This is a genomic window from Dethiosulfatibacter aminovorans DSM 17477 (genome assembly GCF_900142005.1).
Taxonomy (GTDB): Bacteria; Bacillota; Clostridia; order Tissierellales; family Dethiosulfatibacteraceae; genus Dethiosulfatibacter; species Dethiosulfatibacter aminovorans.
The window spans coordinates 1-19,629 of record NZ_FQZL01000017.1 but is presented as its reverse complement, the minus strand read 5'-3'; the positions used below and the strand labels follow the sequence as shown (position 1 = coordinate 19,629).

Annotated in this window: 18 protein-coding genes and 1 pseudogene; 1 reads left to right on the top strand and 18 read right to left on the bottom strand. The window is 35.4% G+C overall.

Going from position 1 to position 19,629, the window contains the following annotated elements; translation table 11 throughout:
- Positions 1–251: 251 nt before the first annotated feature.
- Positions 252–1,286 carry an acyltransferase gene (locus BUB05_RS11405; protein ID WP_073049744.1) on the top strand — a complete coding sequence of 345 codons (1,035 nt, stop codon included), beginning with the start codon at positions 252–254 and terminating at the stop codon, positions 1,284–1,286.
- Between the two features lie 185 nt (positions 1,287–1,471).
- Here BUB05_RS11405 and BUB05_RS11400 read toward each other — a convergent pair whose 3' ends face one another.
- The 18 genes and pseudogenes from BUB05_RS11400 to BUB05_RS11320 all read right to left on the bottom strand — a co-directional run.
- The gene (locus tag BUB05_RS11400) at positions 1,472–2,452 is read right to left on the bottom strand and encodes a helix-turn-helix domain-containing protein (RefSeq protein ID WP_073049743.1); all 981 of its coding nucleotides are present in this window, start codon (positions 2,450–2,452) and stop codon (positions 1,472–1,474) included.
- A gap of 392 nt (positions 2,453–2,844) precedes the next feature.
- Positions 2,845–3,060, bottom strand: coding sequence for a hypothetical protein (locus BUB05_RS11395; protein WP_073049742.1), 216 nt, complete (start codon positions 3,058–3,060; stop codon positions 2,845–2,847).
- A gap of 163 nt (positions 3,061–3,223) precedes the next feature.
- Positions 3,224–4,006, bottom strand: a complete 783-nt coding sequence (locus BUB05_RS11390; RefSeq protein ID WP_094762881.1) for a nucleotidyl transferase AbiEii/AbiGii toxin family protein — start codon at positions 4,004–4,006, stop codon at positions 3,224–3,226.
- A 113-nt stretch (positions 4,007–4,119) separates the two neighbouring features.
- The gene (locus BUB05_RS11385) at positions 4,120–4,716 is read right to left on the bottom strand and encodes a type IV toxin-antitoxin system AbiEi family antitoxin domain-containing protein (protein WP_073049741.1); all 597 of its coding nucleotides are present in this window, start codon (positions 4,714–4,716) and stop codon (positions 4,120–4,122) included.
- A gap of 103 nt (positions 4,717–4,819) precedes the next feature.
- Positions 4,820–4,996, bottom strand: a complete 177-nt coding sequence (locus BUB05_RS18930; protein ID WP_425430044.1) for a hypothetical protein — start codon at positions 4,994–4,996, stop codon at positions 4,820–4,822.
- Between the two features lie 290 nt (positions 4,997–5,286).
- Positions 5,287–5,502: pseudogene (locus BUB05_RS11375) on the bottom strand (tyrosine-type recombinase/integrase); the annotation flags it as partial.
- Between the two features lie 58 nt (positions 5,503–5,560).
- A complete protein-coding gene (locus BUB05_RS11370) occupies positions 5,561–6,583 on the bottom strand; it encodes a tyrosine-type recombinase/integrase (RefSeq protein ID WP_073049739.1) in 1,023 nt (340 codons plus the stop codon).
- Positions 6,573–7,550 carry a tyrosine-type recombinase/integrase gene (locus BUB05_RS11365; protein ID WP_073049738.1) on the bottom strand — a complete coding sequence of 326 codons (978 nt, stop codon included), beginning with the start codon at positions 7,548–7,550 and terminating at the stop codon, positions 6,573–6,575. The genes BUB05_RS11370 and BUB05_RS11365 overlap by 11 nt, the downstream gene beginning before the upstream one ends.
- Positions 7,547–8,857, bottom strand: coding sequence for a site-specific integrase (locus BUB05_RS11360; protein WP_094762878.1), 1,311 nt, complete (start codon positions 8,855–8,857; stop codon positions 7,547–7,549). Before BUB05_RS11360 ends, BUB05_RS11365 begins: the two co-directional genes overlap by 4 nt.
- Positions 8,858–10,762: a dynamin family protein gene (locus BUB05_RS11355; protein WP_094762877.1), complete on the bottom strand. Its 1,905-nt coding sequence runs from the start codon at positions 10,760–10,762 to the stop codon at positions 8,858–8,860.
- Positions 10,680–13,913: a dynamin family protein gene (locus tag BUB05_RS11350; RefSeq protein ID WP_073049736.1), complete on the bottom strand. Its 3,234-nt coding sequence runs from the start codon at positions 13,911–13,913 to the stop codon at positions 10,680–10,682. The genes BUB05_RS11355 and BUB05_RS11350 overlap by 83 nt, the downstream gene beginning before the upstream one ends.
- A gap of 608 nt (positions 13,914–14,521) precedes the next feature.
- Positions 14,522–15,088 (bottom strand): hypothetical protein, encoded by a 567-nt coding sequence (locus tag BUB05_RS11345; RefSeq protein WP_073049735.1) that lies wholly within the window; start codon positions 15,086–15,088, stop codon positions 14,522–14,524.
- Positions 15,089–15,102: 14 nt separating this feature from the next.
- The gene (locus BUB05_RS18690) at positions 15,103–15,276 is read right to left on the bottom strand and encodes a hypothetical protein (RefSeq protein WP_175548556.1); all 174 of its coding nucleotides are present in this window, start codon (positions 15,274–15,276) and stop codon (positions 15,103–15,105) included.
- Positions 15,277–15,660: 384 nt separating this feature from the next.
- Entirely contained in the window at positions 15,661–16,974 is a 1,314-nt protein-coding gene (locus BUB05_RS11340) for an AlbA family DNA-binding domain-containing protein (protein ID WP_245819870.1), read from the bottom strand.
- A gap of 107 nt (positions 16,975–17,081) precedes the next feature.
- Complete coding sequence (locus tag BUB05_RS11335) at positions 17,082–17,489, bottom strand: protein-export chaperone SecB (protein ID WP_073049733.1); 408 nt, start codon at positions 17,487–17,489, stop codon at positions 17,082–17,084.
- Positions 17,490–17,491: 2 nt separating this feature from the next.
- Positions 17,492–17,710, bottom strand: a complete 219-nt coding sequence (locus BUB05_RS11330; protein ID WP_073049732.1) for a hypothetical protein — start codon at positions 17,708–17,710, stop codon at positions 17,492–17,494.
- A 55-nt stretch (positions 17,711–17,765) separates the two neighbouring features.
- Positions 17,766–18,413 (bottom strand): hypothetical protein, encoded by a 648-nt coding sequence (locus BUB05_RS11325; protein ID WP_073049731.1) that lies wholly within the window; start codon positions 18,411–18,413, stop codon positions 17,766–17,768.
- Positions 18,414–18,517: 104 nt separating this feature from the next.
- Positions 18,518–19,629, bottom strand: a 1,112-nt coding sequence (locus BUB05_RS11320) for a nucleotide sugar dehydrogenase (RefSeq protein ID WP_073049730.1), incomplete at its 5' end; no start/stop codon positions are given.

The window sequence follows — 19,629 nt, the reverse complement described above, 5'->3', positions numbered from 1 at the left end:
TATTTCTCAGTCTATATACTTATATTATATTGCAAAGCACGCGCATTTTAAAGCATAAGCACAATTCATATTGACATTTATATCATCGCCATATGCTTAATATTTATTCATTTTTACCTTTTGATAAAAGGGACTCTTTGTCCCTTTTCATACCCATGTTTCCGTCACCAATGTTTTGCTTGTAATGGACATTATATTCTGTTAATATACAGTATAAATTCAAAAAAGGTACTTGATACCAGGAGAAGTCAATGTCAAAAAACAGATTGAGGGAACTCGATTATATCAGGATTATTGCATGTTATTCGGTAATCCTGGTTCATATTTCAGCAATAGGGGTGGTGGGCTACCTGCCTGGAAGCATCCATCTTAAAATAGTGACACTGTTGAATAGGAGCATAAAATACACCACTCCGGCTTTTTTGTTCCTTAGCGGTGTCACCAGCTTTTATTCCTACAGGAACAGGAAATTCGAATATGGTGAATTTCTAGGGAAAAGGCTTCCCAGAATATTGATCCCTTATTTATTCTGGAATCTTGCATATTATATGGTATTCATATACCAGGGATATTATGGAATAAGCCTGTCCTTTTTTATAAAGAGCCTTTTTCTGGGCACCATGTGCTACCATTTGTATTTCATAGTCATATTGACTCAGCTGTATTTTTTGTCTCCCATATTCAACTACATGTTTGAAAAGTTCAACCATGAATTGATTCTTGCAGTTGTTGGCGCCGTTAATTTCATTCTGGCTTCGGAGCTTGATTTCTTATACAGCGACAGGATATTCTTAAAATACATGTTTTTCTTTGTCTTAGGCATATATCTTACAAAAAACCACGACAAGTCCATGAGGATCATGGGCAAAAGAAGTACTGCACTCATTTCAACTGCAGGTTATACCGCTACTGCAGCCATGTACACATATTTCTATTATACATCCAATCCGGCCACAATAAATTTATGGTTTGTATATTCGGTATTTTCAATATTCTTTCTGTACATCGTGGGAATCTACCTTGTGGGAAAAGTTTCCGACAAGTATGATACAGTCAGGAATCTGAGCAAAAGCTCGTTCTATATTTATTTGATGCACCCACTGGTACTGATAGCGGCTATATGGTTTGCGGACAAAACAAGCATATCATCACTGACTTTGAGACTCGTGTTATACACAGCAATCGTAATACCTGTCAGTACACTGTCTTCGGTTGCATACACTTTTGCGAAAGCCAGGATCAGTAAATATCATACAAGTGACCTTTTTAGACGTAAGAACATATAAGATAAAAGGGACTCAACATCCCTTTTTTATCGCCGCAAATCGCCTTTGCAGACATCTATATAAATTAGCCAAAGTACGTTCAATAGTTGTAACACTAATATCCGGACATAGTTTTGAAATCTCTGATTTGCTAGTTTTCCCAACCGTTCTTTTAAAAACATATTTAATTTTGATATTATTCTTTTCTATTTCTTGCCTCCGGCAAACAATCCCGCCAAGCCCATGATCGCTGCAAAGGATACACCTGCTATAGGCCATACGATCCAGGTTATGTGCCAGTCCATGGTCAGGAAACTCCATCCAAGATAGATGGCTACCATGAGCGGCCAGTAGATGGCTCCTATTTTCTCGGCCAGCTTGGTCTCGGCCCTTCTCGAAGGTGCGTAATCACCTCTTGCCAGGAGCCTGTTGTAAGCTCCGTGCTTGGAAGCGGACGGAACCAGGATATATACTCCTGCACCCGCTATGGCTATCATCAGGCAAAGCATCAAGATCAATATCCATTCCAGGTCGGTCAAAAAACTGCTTACTATCAGGGGCAATACGGCAAATATGAACATTCCCACACTCACCGCCAGTCTGAAGACAAATACATGTCTGTAGTCTTCAGCCTGTTCGTCCAAAATGCTTTCCACCCCATAGTCGAGTTCAAATTCACTTTCCTCAATCTTCTCAAAATTCCTCTTGTATTTCAATGTTGAAATAGCCGCCATGACACCGATGATCACCATGAGGAACAAGGTCACCAGTCCGACACCTGCAGCCATATCCGACGAAATGAGTGCACCATCCGTTTCGGAATAAGCCAACAGGAGGAAGAGGGGCAATACTGAGTATATCAATATCAGTGCAGCCGCAGCAATTATGCCTGCAATCTTTTCCTTGGCAGCCAGGTATGCCCTGGCTTCATTCAAATTAACCTTTGGAACCTGCACATCCCTGTCTTCCACAATGCCGGAAGGCAGTTCCACTTCATCCTTAAGGAGGTAATCAGTGGGCACGCTGAAAATCTCCGATAATCTGATGATCTTGTTCAGGTCAGGAATGCTTGATGCACTTTCCCACTTGGAAACAGACTGTCTCGATACGGACAGCTTCTCTGCAAGATCTTCCTGGGACCATCCGAACTGTTTTCTTAATCTGATAATCTTATCTGCCAGTTTCATAATCCATCATCCTTTTCAAACAATCTACCATCTGTATGGTTTAATTATATCAATACTGGCAGTTGCGCACAATCAATTGGCCTTTTAAACTTGTCAACCGGTAGTTGCAAGGTAAAATAAAACAACGCTCAAATGAAAATTTAAATTTGCGGCGGATTCTCGTTCAATTTTAATCACAAACCATTAAACTATTGAAATCACAACATTTCGCTGTCATCCCAATAGCTCATAACCTCATACGACAGGCACCAATCCCTATTATGCAATAGTTAAAACCAACAAATGGATCCAATTCCTTTTTCGCTCCATTAGTTTGAAATGTTCCATCAAATCTACTAACTAATTTGTCCCTTAACTTCCAGAATTTTGACACTCAATCGGATTTGGATAAATTATCCAAATAGGAATTCATCCAAATCCCGTAGGGCTTCTTTCAATTCTGGATTTTTCTCATTATGAATCATTTTTTCCAAGAAGATTGCATCCTCTTCACCAGGTTCAATATCCATGCTATACGATAATTCTAGTAATTCCCACAGCTGGTGACTTTTCTTTGAATTATTCTTCCTACAATATTCCTCAATCAGTATCCTTGAGTATTCATCCATTTTCCGCTTCTCCTTCTTAATCACTATATTACTCGGTTTTGTACTTAAGTCTCATTAAATATCTCATACTCATGTTCCCGGTACCGATCTATTCCTCTGCCATTTTCAAGGCCCTTGACATGACCATCTCAGGTGTGTTCCAAGCCTTCATCATTTCATGAGACTACTGATACTGTTTTTCAACAGGATTCCAAATACTTGAAAACTCCTCACCCTCTATTAGTGCCTGAAACGGCGGGTCTATGAATTCTACCAGTAAATCAACAACTCTCTCAAAATCCAATTCATATTTCAAAATCTTTTTACAAAAATTCTTCCATCGATTATTGATAGCCGTATCTTCGATTAACCTTTTAATTACAGTTACAGAGTCTTTTTTATATGAAGTTTCTCTTGTAGACAAAGTAGCTTTAACGGCATATTGAAGTTTAGCACCTTCAAATTCAAAGGAATTGGCAAGATAATAAATATCATAAAAATCTTTCATTCTACCCGTTGCTTCCATTAAATTTATAATAGCGTCAAACTTCTCAGATACAGTTGACTCTAGGGAATATGTCATTATTGTTGGATGATTAAAATCCTCCAGCAATACAGGAAGTGTTCTTTCAACCGCTGAAGGTATAATAACATCGCCAATACCAATATCTATGCTAAAAGGAGTACGTGTTTTTCCTATCATTCCAACTAAGTTAACTCGCATTCCATGATATTCTTTAAATTCACTAATCTTTTCAATATTTCTAATTTCAATTGTGACAACTTCATTAACTGACTTTTCTTCAAGTATAACTCTAACCATTTCCTCTATTGCCGTTTCTTCATTTGAGTGATTCTTTAATAAATAATCAGCATCAACAGTTGGTCTTGTTGTAAATCCACTAATGGAATACAACAAATATCCTCCTTTGAGAATCAACTTATCTGAAAAAGCACTCTGTGACATTCTCCTAATGAATTCTTCTTGACAAAATTAATTCAGCAATTGTTGAAAAGGAATCTTGTCTTTTTTTGACTTATTCTTCAATTTTGCTAATAATGATGCCGCTGATTTAACTATTATAACCACTTCCCTATATGTATCTGTACTTTTTTAGTTATATTAAATATTTTTGCATACTCAAAAAGCTGCCTGATATTTTTTTTCGGATCTTTGATGTAACGCATAACTGCATTTGAAAAAACTTCCTTCTCAATTTTGTGTTCGTATCTCATCAAATCACATATCGTTCGATCCCTGTTGAATATCTTAACGCTTATATTATCAATTTCAATTGTGTTTACTCCAATACTTAAAAACCTAAGCTCCTGAAAAAATGGTTCAACAAACGGATAATCTATATTATATTTACTTTTATTACTATCCCTATCAACCGCAATTTGCCAAGCCAAAGGTATACGGTCTGTGTACTCATAGAAATGAAGTGCACTTTCCAGAAATATGACAGCATTTGGAAACAGTCTTGAGATAATTACTTCTTCCGGAGTAATTGTTCCAGTACGTTCATAATATCCCTGTTTTATTTTAGATATTTTGTTATTATTAAGCAATTTCTTAATTTGTCTACTATTAAGACCAATAGCATTCAATTCTGATGTTTTCAATACACCTCCATGCTTATTAAATTCATCAATAATTCTATTTATATCAATCATATTTACACCTCTAAGTCCGCTTTGAGTTTTTAACGCGTACCTTTTAGTGTAATTATATCATCAATTCATACAAAATTCAAAATAACATTCAGATGTTTGTGAACTACTCGGCAATTAACCTCATACGACAGGCACCGATTGTTTCTTCAATAGTTTCTCTACTAACAGAAACACCCTTAATGGTTGTATCCATTTCCATTGTACTTCTCATGTCAAGACCGACCATTGCAGATATTAGAAATCCAACAGAAATAATGACTTGTAAATTGTAATGTTTCACTTCTCTATTTACCTGGCGCGAACCTTCAGTTTGAACTATTCGGAATTTCCTAACAGTTGCTTCTTCTTCAAATCCACAAATTCAGTATAACCAATTCTCTTCATATTTTCAATTCCTTTCTCTTTCTATCCGTGCTTTCTGGATCATGATGAAATCAATAATTTCCTTCTTACTCATGTTCCCGGTACCGATCTGTGCAAATCAGGGTTTCATAATTATTAATGGCTATGAATATTTAGTTGATGCATATCGTTTTTCGGAGCTTTCACAAGCACCGTATTGTTAACTCTTCAAGCTATGTAATCCATACGCTCTTCCTTGACCTTATTATCGAATTCGCTCAAAGGATTCTTGTAAACAGCCTGCCTTAATCTTTCACTATTAACATGTGTATATATCTGTGTCGTGGATATGCTCTCATGCCCAAGCATCTCCTGTAAAGCTCTGATATCAACATTTCCATATTGATACATTAAAGTTGCCGCAGTATGTCTATTATGGTGAGTTAATGGTTGAAACCTACATAAAATAAGCGCTATGCTCCAATTCACTCACCATAATATATTAATCACATAGGCTCTTCAACCATTCCATCAAATCTTGATCTTTATTCCAATTAGGCATTTCTTCTGTATGAAGGTCAACATATGCTGCTTCGAGTGCTTTTCTTTTCATTTCAATGTCTGCTCTTGCATATATTTCTGTTGTAGCTATATCCACATGACCTAATAAATCTCGTATATATATCAAGTTTACATTTGCTTGCAACAAATGCATCGCTTTACTATGCCTAAATACATGAGGAGTTATTGGAAAATCAACATTAAATTCTACATCCTTTGAAGCTTTGATAGAATACTTCTTAATGATATATGATACACCCCATCTTGATAATTTGGTATATTGTTGATTATAAAAAAGTGGCATCTCACCTTCATCAATTCCAGCATTCCTATAAGACTCTTTCAAGTAATCTGAAATTAACTTTTGCGACTTTTTCATTATAGGTACTTGTCGAACTTTATCACCTTTACCATGGAGCGTTATCACAGAAGGAGATGCTAACCTTACGTTTTTTCTTCTTAAATCTATGAGTTCCTGCACCCTGGCGGCAGTATCGTATAATACTACCAACAATACAAGGTCTCTTCTACCTGCCCTGGTATATAAGTCCGGTTGTTCCAATAGGATTTTCATTTCATCACCAGTCAAGTAATGTATGAGTTTCCCAGTTGTTTTTTTATATGGAATTGCCAATATTCTATGAATTTCAGAAAGATTCTCAAGGTTGTCCTTCTGTATGAATCGGAAAAAAGAATGTAAAGAAGCCAATCGCTGATTCCTTGTGGATGCTGAATTATGTCGTTTTAGCTCCAACCACTCAAGAAAACCTTCAATGAGTTCCTTATCCAATATTTTTACTGAGATCTTTTCAGGTTTGATCCCTTTTTCTTCCTCGCAGTATGTTAGAAAAATTTTGAAAGAATCTTTATAGGAACTAATCGTATTGGCACTGAAATTTTTCTGTGCAGGCAAATAAGTAGAGAAAAACCGTGTCAGATATCTTGAAAAATCATTAGCTTTCATCTACATCACCCCCTTCAGGAATAATGTAAGCAAATGCTAATTCTGTTTTGGCTAATATATCCGGATACAAGTCAGCAGTTAAGCGAAGATAGTATTGTGTTGCTCTAAAATCCGAATGTCCCATGTATGCAGCCAGATAAGGTAAAATATTGGTAAGTTCTTGCCCAGATAAAACCCAGCGTTTAAAACAATGAACGGCATATGTATGTCGAAGATCATGCATTCGAGGACCACTGTCAGTATGCGAAATGCCTGCCTTTACAAGATAGTCCCGAAACCTGCAATAAGCAGTGCTTATATCCAATCTCCCACCTTGCGGACTAATGAAAAAGTATGTATTACCATCACTGAATTTATGAACATCTTGGTAAAGAGCATTAAACCGGTCGTTTAAGCTCTTGCTAACTGGCACAAGCCGATTTTTGTTATTCTTTGCGTGCCGAATTGTTAGCGTCCCACTTGCAAAATCTACATCCCGACATTGTATATTCAATGCCTCGGAGATTCTTAAGCCCGATCCATACAATAACCGAAAGAGCACTGGGTCGATTCGATTTCTATTAGTAAATGAGGTATAGGGATAGGTGTCAATTGCAACAAAAAAACGTTTCAACTCTTCTTTAGAAAATATGTAGGGTGTATGTGTTGTTCTTTTTAGACTTCTGGATTTAATTGGTACAATATAGGATTTATAGCCATGTGAGCATAAGAACTCACCGAAACAGTGAAGCACTCGTTCTTTTGCATAATAAGTGGACTTTCTATCAAATACAGAATCATAAATGTAATTATTGACCATTGGTTTTGTCAGTCTTATTCCGTTGTATCCCATCTGAAAATAATACTCATCAAAATGTTTGAGTTCTCTTTCTTGTGCAATGAATTTAAATCCACACATCTGTTTTTCAGCTATATATGACTGGATTAGTTCGGAAAGATCACTTTTCCATTCATACGTCTTTTTCATGACTGAAATACCTCCTCGGGATCAAGAGCGCACTTGCGGAGACCTTCCAAATCTATTTTGAGATAAATGCTTGTTGTATGAATACATTTATGGCCGAGTGTTTCGGAAATAATTGGTAGTGGCGTTTCGGCTTCTAGCATGTTCCTTGCCAAAGTACTACGCAACGAATGAAGTCCACAATGAGAATCCAAGGGCATTTCTATGTTTCCTGCAACCATATATCTATGAAGCTCACGATAAAAACTTTCATTTTCACCTACTGCTTCATAAGGTGCTCGATGGCGTACAAAAATACGGTCACATGTCGTCTTGGGTCTTCCATTTTGCAAATAGTCAATAATTGCCCATCCAATATCATCAAGTAAAGGCAATTCGATTCTATTTTTAGTTTTTGTCTGGTCCAGTATGATAAGCTTTCTTTTCCAATAAATGTTTGCAAGCCGCATGTTTCGAATATCACTTACTCTCAAGCCAAGCCTTACAACTAACAGCAGGATAGCATAATCTCTTTTTCCTTTCGCATCCCCTCTATCAATGACAGAAAGTAGCTTTCTGACATCCTCTTGTTTCCACGTATATGGAATAAATGCATTTCTCATGATACGAATCTTAGGAAGTACTACGCTTTTATTCTTAGATGTATAACCTTGGACATACAAAAAAGTAAAATAATTTCTAAGAACACAGATGATTGTCGAGACGTATTTCGGTTTGTTTCCTTCATATTTTTTCAGAAACTTAGTTATTATTGAAGCATCAATCTCTTCTGATGAATTTATACCTTCGCTGTCCAAGAATACTAAAAACTTTTTGATTTTTTGTATGTTGCACTTTATTGTTGCAGATGCATAATGCCTTTCTTCGAATTCATTTTGCAATTGGTTAAACTCTTCGATAAACTGTTTTGGACAACAATATGGGGCTAACCTTGGTCGTATTCGGTATTCAACATTTCCGGTGTCAATATAGTGCATCAAAACTTCTAGCGGTTTGAGGACCTGATTGACTTTTTGATTTCCCTTTCCATATATACCGTCCTTGATGCAACCGGTTCTAAAGTACAAATAGTCAAGGCATACTTTTTCATCAAAAGTTGTAATCTCTTGGCTAGACATATACTTGACTAAACCGTTGTAAATCATCCTATAAATCTTTATGGTACCTGCTGCATATTTCTGTCTCTCTAACTCTCGATAGATAACCTCATACGACAGGCACCGGTTGTTATGGTTGTTATTAAAACCACATCGTTCCACTCCCCTATTCACCGAACTGACCCGGGCCAACATGATAGTTAGTTGAATCATTTATGCTCTCTTCAGGTAATTACCACAACTTAAGCAATACGGTGTATTTCCAGTTACTTTTTTTCCACAAAAAGGGCACTCTTGACTGATTCCATTAGTTGGAACCAAATAATGTATATTTTCCAGTTCTGATTTTAAATTCTTTATCTCATTAGAGATCTTGTCTAGATCAGATTCCGGCAGTCTTGAGCAAACTTGCTTTTCAAAGTTACTTATTAAGTTGTTTTCTGTTTGAAGATTGAACTCTTTTACTTTGGTCATAAACTCCGTTCTTATTATGCCATCGATAAACTGCTCAATGGTTATATCCAAGATTTTTTCACCTTTTGCACTATTTGAAGCTCCTCCTTTTGATTTCACAAAATACACTGCTGCAGAAACACCTGCACCCATTAAGGCGATAGGAATTCCAATACCTGACGCTGCTGCTCCTATGGTAATTGTTGCTGCCGCTGGTCCCAGCAAAGCGGCATATGCAGTTGCAACTCCTGCTATTCCAATAGAAGCTGTAATAGATGTCCTGAAAGCCTCATCAGCCAGAACGTTTGTTGTCGTTTTAAACTGGTCAATATCATCGCTGAAAGCAACCGTAAACTTGGTTGACAAAACGATATTATTTATTTTCTGTATCTCTTCAATGTTCTCTTCAATCCCCTCGCTCCACAATTCCTTAATTCTAAGTAACGTATAGTCAAGTGTATTCTCCCAGAATTCATCCATATAATCAGCCGGTAGAGCGTTTTCAAGCGCTTCATTTATTTTTTCTGAAGTTAACTTACCTTTTATGCCATCCATTTTCTCTATGATACTCTTTCTATAAGGGTTAAACAGATTACAACTTACATATTTGACAATATCCGATTCCATTTTACTGGCCACTGTCATTCGTACTGTTGTCAACAATGATTTATAGCGTTCTCTCGCTTCAATAGCTTTGTCAACTTCCGTCTCTATTGATTCCAATAAATCTCTACAATGATCGGCAATTCTTTCCAGATGACTTTCCTGGGCTTTCCGCCTAATGTCTTCTTTGTTTACTGTAATCCTTCTGTCAATAAATTGAGTAAGATTTTTGAATCTTTGAGTTTCGTATTCGTTTTGATCATTGATGTAGTTGTTTGCCGATAGCGGAAAGATGGAATCCCTATCTATCTCGTATGTTTCGTTGACATATTCAATTACTTCCTGCAATTCATCTTCATCATCTATCAGATCACATTTTGTTACAATGCATATCATAGGGGTTTCCTTTTCCTTGATACTATTGATAATTGCCGCTTCTCTCATTCCGCCAATAACTTCACATGATAATACCCAAAAAATGAAATCCGCCTCTGAAATCGCATCAATCACCCTTTTTTCATTTTCAACCGTAGTACTGCCGAATCCCGGGGAATCAATCACACTATAGTTGATATTTGGATTATTAATGCCGATGTCTACTCTGGAAATATTTTGTAGTTCTTCAACTGTATAGTCCCTGCTTTGGCACTTGTCTTTGAATTCTATGGGATTGACATATTCTTCACTGCCGTTACTAAATACAATTTTACAAAATTTCTTATCAGAGGGCCAATATCGGGCAACCCAGGATGTCATTTCCAGTACATCTGTTGCAGCATAGTCTCCGCCAAACAAGGCGTTAAGTAAAGTTGATTTCCCTGCTTTAAATTCACCTACGAAAAGTATCCTCGGTATAGATGGTGAATAATAATTCTTTTCCTGAATGAGACTTTCCAATGGCATAAGGTCACTGTCATCAATTATTGGCTTTTCTGCCACCTTGAAGTTTTGAAGATAATTATAAGCTTTTGATATTGAATCAGTCATTTGTATTCTCCTCCAGTTCATTAAGATATCTTGATATGGCATTATCGATTTTTTCAAACCAGTTCTTAAAAACATTTCTTTTATCTATTATCCTGTATAAGTAGCCACTTAACCCTAAAACTATTAATATTACAAATATGGGTAAACCATTTATTCCCTTAAAAAGATCAACTAAGCTTATATAATCAGTATTTTGACCATCCATAAAACTTGCAATAATGGACAAAACAATTGCCAAGACACCCCCAATTGAGGTAAATAGAGCAATATAATCTATTGTCTTATTAAAATCATATGATTTCAAAGAATATATATATCCTTTCAGGTCTATTCCATCGATTATCTCACTGAATACTTCATCTGTCATATCCAGTTTCTTTTCGTAATTTATTAACGGCAAATCTAAAATACTTCTATCCATTCTATCTTGTAATTCAATATTTTCAGGAAATAAAGAATTCAAATAGTCTCCAATATCAAAATGGTCTCTGAAAGTAGTTCCTAAAACATAATATGAAGAACTTTCATTTCCTGATTTCTTTTTCTCAATTAGTTCACTCACCGTATTCCAAGAATGAATCTTGAAAAGCTTTTTAGCGTCCTTAATATCCATTTCTCTTTTTGTTTCTATTAAAACTCTTACTAAATCCATAGTGTAGTGCTTTTTAGTTCTATTATCCCACTCTGTTGAAAACTGTGTATCATTTAGTTTTAATTTTAATTGACTTGATATCTTCCTATACTGAAGATTAATATACTCACTGCAATCATTACCATCTGCCCATTTCCAATTATAAGTATGTTTTTTAACATTCTCTTCAGGTAATCTATTCAATCTAAAATCAACGAGTTCTTTTATGCCTAAACTCCTTAAGAATTCACTGAATTCCAGCAATTTATAATTTTCAACTTCATAATTATCAACAATAATCCTAGCTTTCTTTTGCCACACAGAATACTCGTAACTTATGAATGATAATCTATCATCAATTTCCTTATTAATTGCTTTCTTCACTCTTTGATTCCATTTCTTTTCAATTTCACCAAAATTCAAATCAAAAAAACTCTTTAATTCCAAGCAAGCCTCTTCATATCCAGTCTTAAAATACTCATCCTTAAAAATATCATTGAATCTATTCAAATCGTTATTTCTGATTATCGGGTAGTCTCCTATATTCATTTCATGATATTTAACTATACCAAGTTGTTCATACAAAGATTGATTCAAAGAAAAACTGGTTTTCTCAGCTTTTCTAGAATATTCTAAATATATGCCTTTTGTATTGTTAATCAATTCCTTAATCAACGTATCAATAAACCTTTTCTTTCTATCTTTAATTTTCTTCATCTCCGGTAGATGCATAAGCTGACGAATATATTTGGTTTTTCCTATATGAAAGCCATTTACCTCTAAAGGATAGCCTATTCCAAGAACAATGTGTTCTAGATTCTCTTTAGCATAAAGGTTAAGTGCATTGAAATCAATTTCTATACTTTCAACACGTTCAATAACTTCGGATGGAGTTCCTCCATTATATTCCTTGAAGGAGCTACTTAAATATTTGTTCAAATTCTTACTCACATTCTGGTCGTATCCAGTCAATGATTCATTCAATTTGTTATCAATATTGTCAATGAAATTTCTAATATGCTCCTGTGCACTGTTTATGCATTTTCTCTTTTTAGCATAACCGCTATATAAAAAACCGAGTCCTCCAAGAGCCAGACCAATTGGTCCCAATAAAAAAGCACCTGCCAATCCTGACACGAGAACAGCAGTTTTCCTGTCATCATCAACATTCATCTGTATGCTAAATTCTCCAATATCTAATTCCTGTTCATTAAAATCAATAGTAGAATCGACCAAATTCATTTCCTTGCTGTTTTTCGAGGATAATTTAAGAATTGTCCAATTTGTGTTTTTCCGTACATACTGAGTCAGAGCTTTATTTTCAGAATCAAATGTCTCTAAATATGCCTTTATTTTTTGTTGGATTCTGCTGTTTTTAATACTACTTTGTATTCTATTTGAAAAACGTTCTGGATCACCTTCCGAACTTTCCCATACAGCATCAAAAGAACAGGTTAAATTGGAATATTCCGTTTTTAATGCTACTCTCAATTTACTCTGTGCTGATTCAAGAAATTCTTGAGGTTTGTCCTTAACATAATTGAGAACATCATAATATTTAAGAGTGTTTTTGACATACACATCTGCAATATTACTCAAATTCATCTTAAAACTATTTAATTGTTGATGATAAAACTGTGTTGCATCTTTAATCTTAACTGAATCTTCATTCCCAACAGTTACTCTTTCAACAACATCTTTAATATCTTTGATGGTACTTTCTTTTAAAATGGCATCTTTTGAACCTGCCGCACTCAGTACAAAATTACACATGTACTTGCCGTAAAGCTTTTGAGCTTCTTTCTTTATATCTTCCCTTCTATCCTCGGGAATCAAATCAATTGCCGTAATAATACCAATAATCAGTTTGTTTTGGCTGTATACCTCTTCAAGCTTTTCCAAAGTCTCACGATCCTGTAATTTACCCGCACGTATACACCATAAAACCACGTCCGCTCTATAGTAATAGTATGAAAACCCATCTTCTCTTTCAACTTGTATACCTTTTGCATTATACAAGGTTGAAAGCTTTATCGAAGTATCTGCTCTCAACTGATTGAATCCCGGTGTATCAATTAGAACACTGTTCTCTCCAGGCCAACTGGAATTTATAAACCATTTAACCTGCCTAAGGTCGCTTCGCCACTCCTCTATTAGTTTTGAATGAGTCTTTTGAACTTTTTCAAGCTCCTGGCTGATTTCAGTTGCTTTCTCAATCGTTGTCTTCTCCACCTTGATTTCATCATCTTTAATCCAAGTCAACTCAGCATACTCTTCTTCATCAGTTGATTGGTAAATATCTATTTTCCAGGTTTTAGGTCGTATGGCAACCTCAGCAACCTTTTTATTAACCAATGCATTGATCAAAGTCGATTTTCCATGGTTTCCGATACCAACTATCATTATATATAATGGCTCACTCAAGTCTTGTAATTTGGATTGCAACTTATCATGAATACCATTTAAATCATGCGCTTTGCAATAACATGATAATTCTCTATATTTTTCCTTTAGTTCCGGAATGCTTTCCACAACTCTTTCCGATGATATATCTTCATATCCCGAACTAAAGTATTCTACTTCATCTATAACCATATGCCCCTCCAAAAATAAAATTTGAAATTACAACAAGTTTTTATTGCATAACTAACAAAAAAAGATGCCTTCAGCAGACATCTTAATATAATCACTTACCCAATATCCACCCAATCATTAGTATAGCAGATATCTATTCACACTTCAACAATACAAAATTTAAATTTACTATTTCTTGCCTACGGCAAACAATCCCGCCAAGCCCATGACCGCTGCAAAGGATACACCTGCTATAGGCCATACGATCCAGGTTATGTGCCAGTCCATTATCAGGAAACTCCATCCAAGATAGATGGCCACCATCAGCGGCCAGTAGACGGCTCCTATTTTCTTATAGTTGTGTTCCCGGTACCAATCGTTAGTATAAATTCAGTATACCAAACATTTGTTCGGTTTTCAACAAGGAATTGAAATTAATTTTTGAATGTAAAATTTATATTCATTTTTAACATGAAAGAAAAGGGACTTTACGTCCCAGAATAGTATTTTGTTTCCTCATCAGCTTGCATGGTTTCTTGCACGTTAGGGTAGCTTGTATGGTAGCCTTCCTTAATGACAATTCAAGAGAGCAGTTTTGCTTGCTCCAGGATATTGTCGATGAGCAAGACCTAGAATTCTTCTTTAGATTCAATAATTTCATCTTCTTCGAGAACCTTAATCATTTGCAGAAGTTCACCTTCTTCATAGTCTTTCTCCAGAACATTGAATCCGAACTTTTCATACAGGGTAACCAAGTAAGGAGTGTCTTTACACTCCAACATTATTATTCTTCCACCTAACCTAACCTGCCCTTCAAGTATTTTAGCCAGACAATACTCCAACACTTCTGATCCTGAAATAGTTCCTGGATACATTTCATTTTTCCCAAGTTGCCCGATTAGTATGGACGGGAACTCTGTGATGCGATTTCCTCTCATATTTGCACTCAATCCATCCAACTTTTTAATTTTGTTCCCAGAAAGCATACCTTCTGGAATTTTCAATACCTGTATAGCAAGAGTGAAATAGGCGAGAATCTCAAACTCGTCCTTATCCTCATCATAAATAAAAAATGTCCTACTCTTACCTAACTTTTCAAATTGAATTGCCCTATTCTTTAGGAAGCTTTCAATATCTAAATCTTTTTCACAAACAAAAATAGAAATAAGTTCTTGAGCTTTCTCCTCATCACTCATTTCTATTAGTCTTTTTAGCGAGATAACATTTGTTCTAATTTCTGCTCACCTCGCCTCTCTTTTTCAGGTGATACCAAGCTTCTATCTATTTTTATACTTTTTTTAGGAGTGGACATAATTCTCTCGAATGACTCCACAGCCTTCTTGGTATTCAATGTAAAATCCTTATTAAAAGATGATGTAGCCATTCTAATCCCTCCTTTGTTATTATCATTTGTTTACCCATTCTTTTATTCTTAATTCTTAATATATTATAACATACTCTGACTCGATTGACCAGTTAAGCAATCTCTCAATCTCTAGCTAGTAAAGCCATTCTATCATCACATAGGAGAAACTTCAAGAAGAATTTATTTTATCCGATGTGCAATATTATTGTCGTACAACGATATTCAGAAACAAATCCCAAGCCTTAAACTTATTGAAATTACAGCACTTTTCTAGTTTATCGATAAGTTATAATGTTATACGACAGGCACCGATATACCGGTACCAATCTTATACCGGTACCAATCTTACTCGATGTTCCTCACTCCCGAACCGAGTTCATCCACCCAGCCTATTCAGCCTATTTATCTATTATCTATGATTTCCCAATAACCACCTTTGTCAGCTCCAACTCGTACTATGTATTCATTATCCTTAAGCAGCTTAATATTTCTTTCAACAGTACGGCTTGATACACCAATTATTCCAGCTATTTTCTCAGCTGTCACCTTTGGATTATTTTTAATCTGTTCCAAAATAGATTTCTGTAATTGATTTATAACAAACTTTTCTCCGACAGTTTCTCCGACAGTTTCTCCGACATTATTAAAAAATGATTCCCGAACAAACGACACTATGAAAAATCCATCAGTAGTAAATTCAGGTTCCGGTAATTTCGCTTCAACCATGGCATTTTTCATCCTTGCAATACCGGTGCCCATTTTTTCAATGTATTCACTTCTTTGAAGTAAAGATGCTATTACTGGATTCCTGGCAATACTTATCTTTCCAAAGTTACTCTTATTCAAACCTTTTGGCAATCCTCCAGGATTAGTAATAACCACACGGTCATCAAAGATTTCTATCATTACCTGTGCACCTTTTTCAAAATAATCCCTATGACACACAGCATTAATGACGGCTTCACGCAATGCAATTTCCGGTACATCCAATATCTCTTTTCTTCTAGTATCCGTAATTTCATATCTTAAATTCAAATGTTTCCTAAGAAACAGTATGCTCTCCTCGATTACATCGATGATGTTTCCCTTCATCTCTTTCCTGTCTAGTACCGTAATCTTATCAACACCTTTATATAAGGCTCCAACAACATATGCATGTTTAATATAATCCATTGGATTCTTAGAAAAAAACAGTAATCCGGCGTTATTTGCAATAAATCTTTGGTCTACTATTCCACAATCCAGATTAACCAATACATTTTCCTTATCTATGACATTCGAAATTCCTGCAATATTCAGAAATTTCGTGTATGCCTCAGCGTCAAAAACACTATCAAAATCAATATTGCCCCTAAGAAGCTCATCAAACCGTATTTTCCCTTCACTTTGGAAAAAATCAATAATATCATCACGTTCGAGTTTTTGTGAATTGGCTCCCATTCTTAAGAAAAATCCTTTCGAGCATGCATATGGCTTATCTCTTCCCTCTTTGACATCAATAACGATAACATTATCTACAACTTTAATTTCGACATTAACGGCTGGTTTAATCTGCTTAATACTTGTCTGAATTCTCGACTTGGCTACATTTGAAGTGTCTGTTCCTTTGATTGAACCATCGTCAGATACACCCAGCAACAATTTGCCGCCAGAAGCATTTAAGAAAGCTACAATTTCCTCAACAAAAGATTTATCCGCTTTTTCCTTAAACTCAATTTTATAACCTTCTCCTTGCAGGATCAGATCATCTTATAGTTATGTTCCCGGTACCAATCATTCCATCTAAAAAACCACCGGTTAAAAACCAGTGGATTATTTTTATTTTATTCGTTTTCCATCATTTTTACAACATTAATTGGCGGCAATATCAAAGGTTGAACATTAGAATTTGCTGTAAAGGTGGATACAAGAGCCCTTACGTACGGGAATAATATTGCAACTGCATTGGTCTCTGCATATTTCTTTGCGTCCATATCTGCATCATCTAAATCCACTTCAAAATATCCTGTAAATGTTGTTTTTAAGTTAAATGGATAATTCTTCTCTTTGTAATCAGGAAACACATCTAGTTCTAATGTAACTTGCATTTCACTCGCAGAAGTAAACTTTATTTTTCTGTTTATCTTAAAATCAATGCTTACCGTTTCACTATCAAAATCCAAGTTATGCTCAAAATTCACAGAGTTCACAACATAATTATGAAATCTTAACGCACTTGTAAATTTATTCATATTTAAGCCGCCTTACTTATATCATTTGACTCAGACAATTCGATTGAGAAATCAAACTCGTAGTTCAAATTGCTTTTTGCTGAATACTCACTAGCAGATTCAAACGTACAAGCCTCATCTAAATTCAGATTCTCATTAGCTTTCATTACCATAGCATAGAATTCTTCTTCAGATAAACTATCTAGTAATTCTTTTATTTCTTCATATTTTTTTGAGTTCATAATATCACTCCTAGCTCTTTAATTATATTTGTATATATTACTGATGTCAATATGTTTACTGTTTATATATATTTTTCCGTTTCGAGTTATACTTTGTTTTATATGTCTTTTTCATTAATTCATAGACTTTTTCAAAATCTTCTGGTTGGTTAATATTTATCGAAAGAATGCATTTTTCATTCTTCACACATACCTGTTCTTCCGTTCCATACCAAATTCTACTTTTAAATCTCAAATCAGATAAATTTTTTTTATTATTTGAAAATAGTGCAATTACAATGTCATAGTTTTTATCATAGCCAAATTCATTAAACATTAAATTTAGAACTGTACCATCAACAAAATCATTTTTTGACAACTTACTACCTTCAGCTGCTTTTTTCATAACTATATGTTTTATCCTGCTAAAATCATTCTGAAATTCTATCTCTTTTAAATTATATACCCTATCTTCCAGAAAAGTCACTTCAGCATTTAGAATACCATATTTACCAAATAATTTATTATTAGATATGATTTCTCCATGCCTTTTTTCATACATGTTCCATATCCACCTATAAGCCAAAACCTTATCTATATAAAAGTAAACACCGTCTCCCAACCAATGTCTGTCATCTTTAGACGTATTGAATTTTTGATTTTCAAAAATGCTATTTGCACGGTTTGCTTCCGAACCGTGATATAATATTTGTTTTCCTATCATTTAATTACTTCGCCTACTTTATAGCTATATTTTCAAATAAATACTTACAGGGTACAATACATTTTAGCACATAACCAATAAGGTTAAAACTTATTTTGTGAAATTCAATCCCTACTAAACAAATCCCTACTATAAACCTTCTCCTCCACATCAACCAACTCATCATCAATCCTATTAGCAACAATCACATCACAAACCCCCTTAAACTCATCAAAGTCCCTGATGACCCTGGATTTGAAAAAATCATCTTCCTTAAGGGCAGGCTCATATACCACAACCTCTATACCCTTGGCCTTGATCCTCTTCATTACACCCTGGATGGCAGACTGTCTGAAGTTGTCAGAATCCGTCTTCATTGTAAGTCTGTATATACCCACTACCTCAGGATCCCTCTTGATGATCATATCGGCTATATGGTCCTTCCTTGTCCTGTTGGCATCTACTATTGCAGACATTATATTCTGTGGTACATCTGCATAGTTTGCAAGAAGCTGCTTTGTATCCTTAGGCAGGCAATATCCTCCATAACCGAAGGATGGATTGTTGTAATGGCTTCCTATCCTTGGATCAAGTCCGACACCTTCAATGATCTGCTTGGTATCAAGACCCCTTACCTCTCCATAGGAATCAAGTTCATTGAAATATGAAACCCTCATGGCAAGATAGGTATTGGCAAAAAGCTTGATTGCCTCAGCTTCCGTTGAACCTGTATGAAGTACAGGAACATCCTTCCTGATTGCACCTTCCGCCAATAGGTTTGCAAAGACCCTGCCTCTCTCAGAATCCTCCCCAACAACTATCCTAGAAGGATGAAGATTGTCATAAAGCGCCTTTCCTTCTCTCAGGAATTCAGGAGAGAATATTATATTGTCAGTTTCAAACATTTCCTTGACCTTTTCAGTATAACCTACAGGGACGGTAGACTTGATAACCATTACTGCATCAGGATTAATAGACAATACATTTGCTATTACAGCCTCTACTGTCCTTGTATTGAAATAGTTCCTGTCTGGATCATAGTTTGTCGGTGTAGAGATAACAACATAATCGGCATCCTTGTAGGCAATATAGTTGTCAGTAGTCGCCTTTAGGTTAAGTTCACCCTTTGACAGATACTCTTCAATCTCCTTGTCAATAATAGGTGACTTCCTGTTATTGATCATATCCACCTTTTCCTGGATAATATCACATGCTATTACTTCATTGTTCTGTGCCA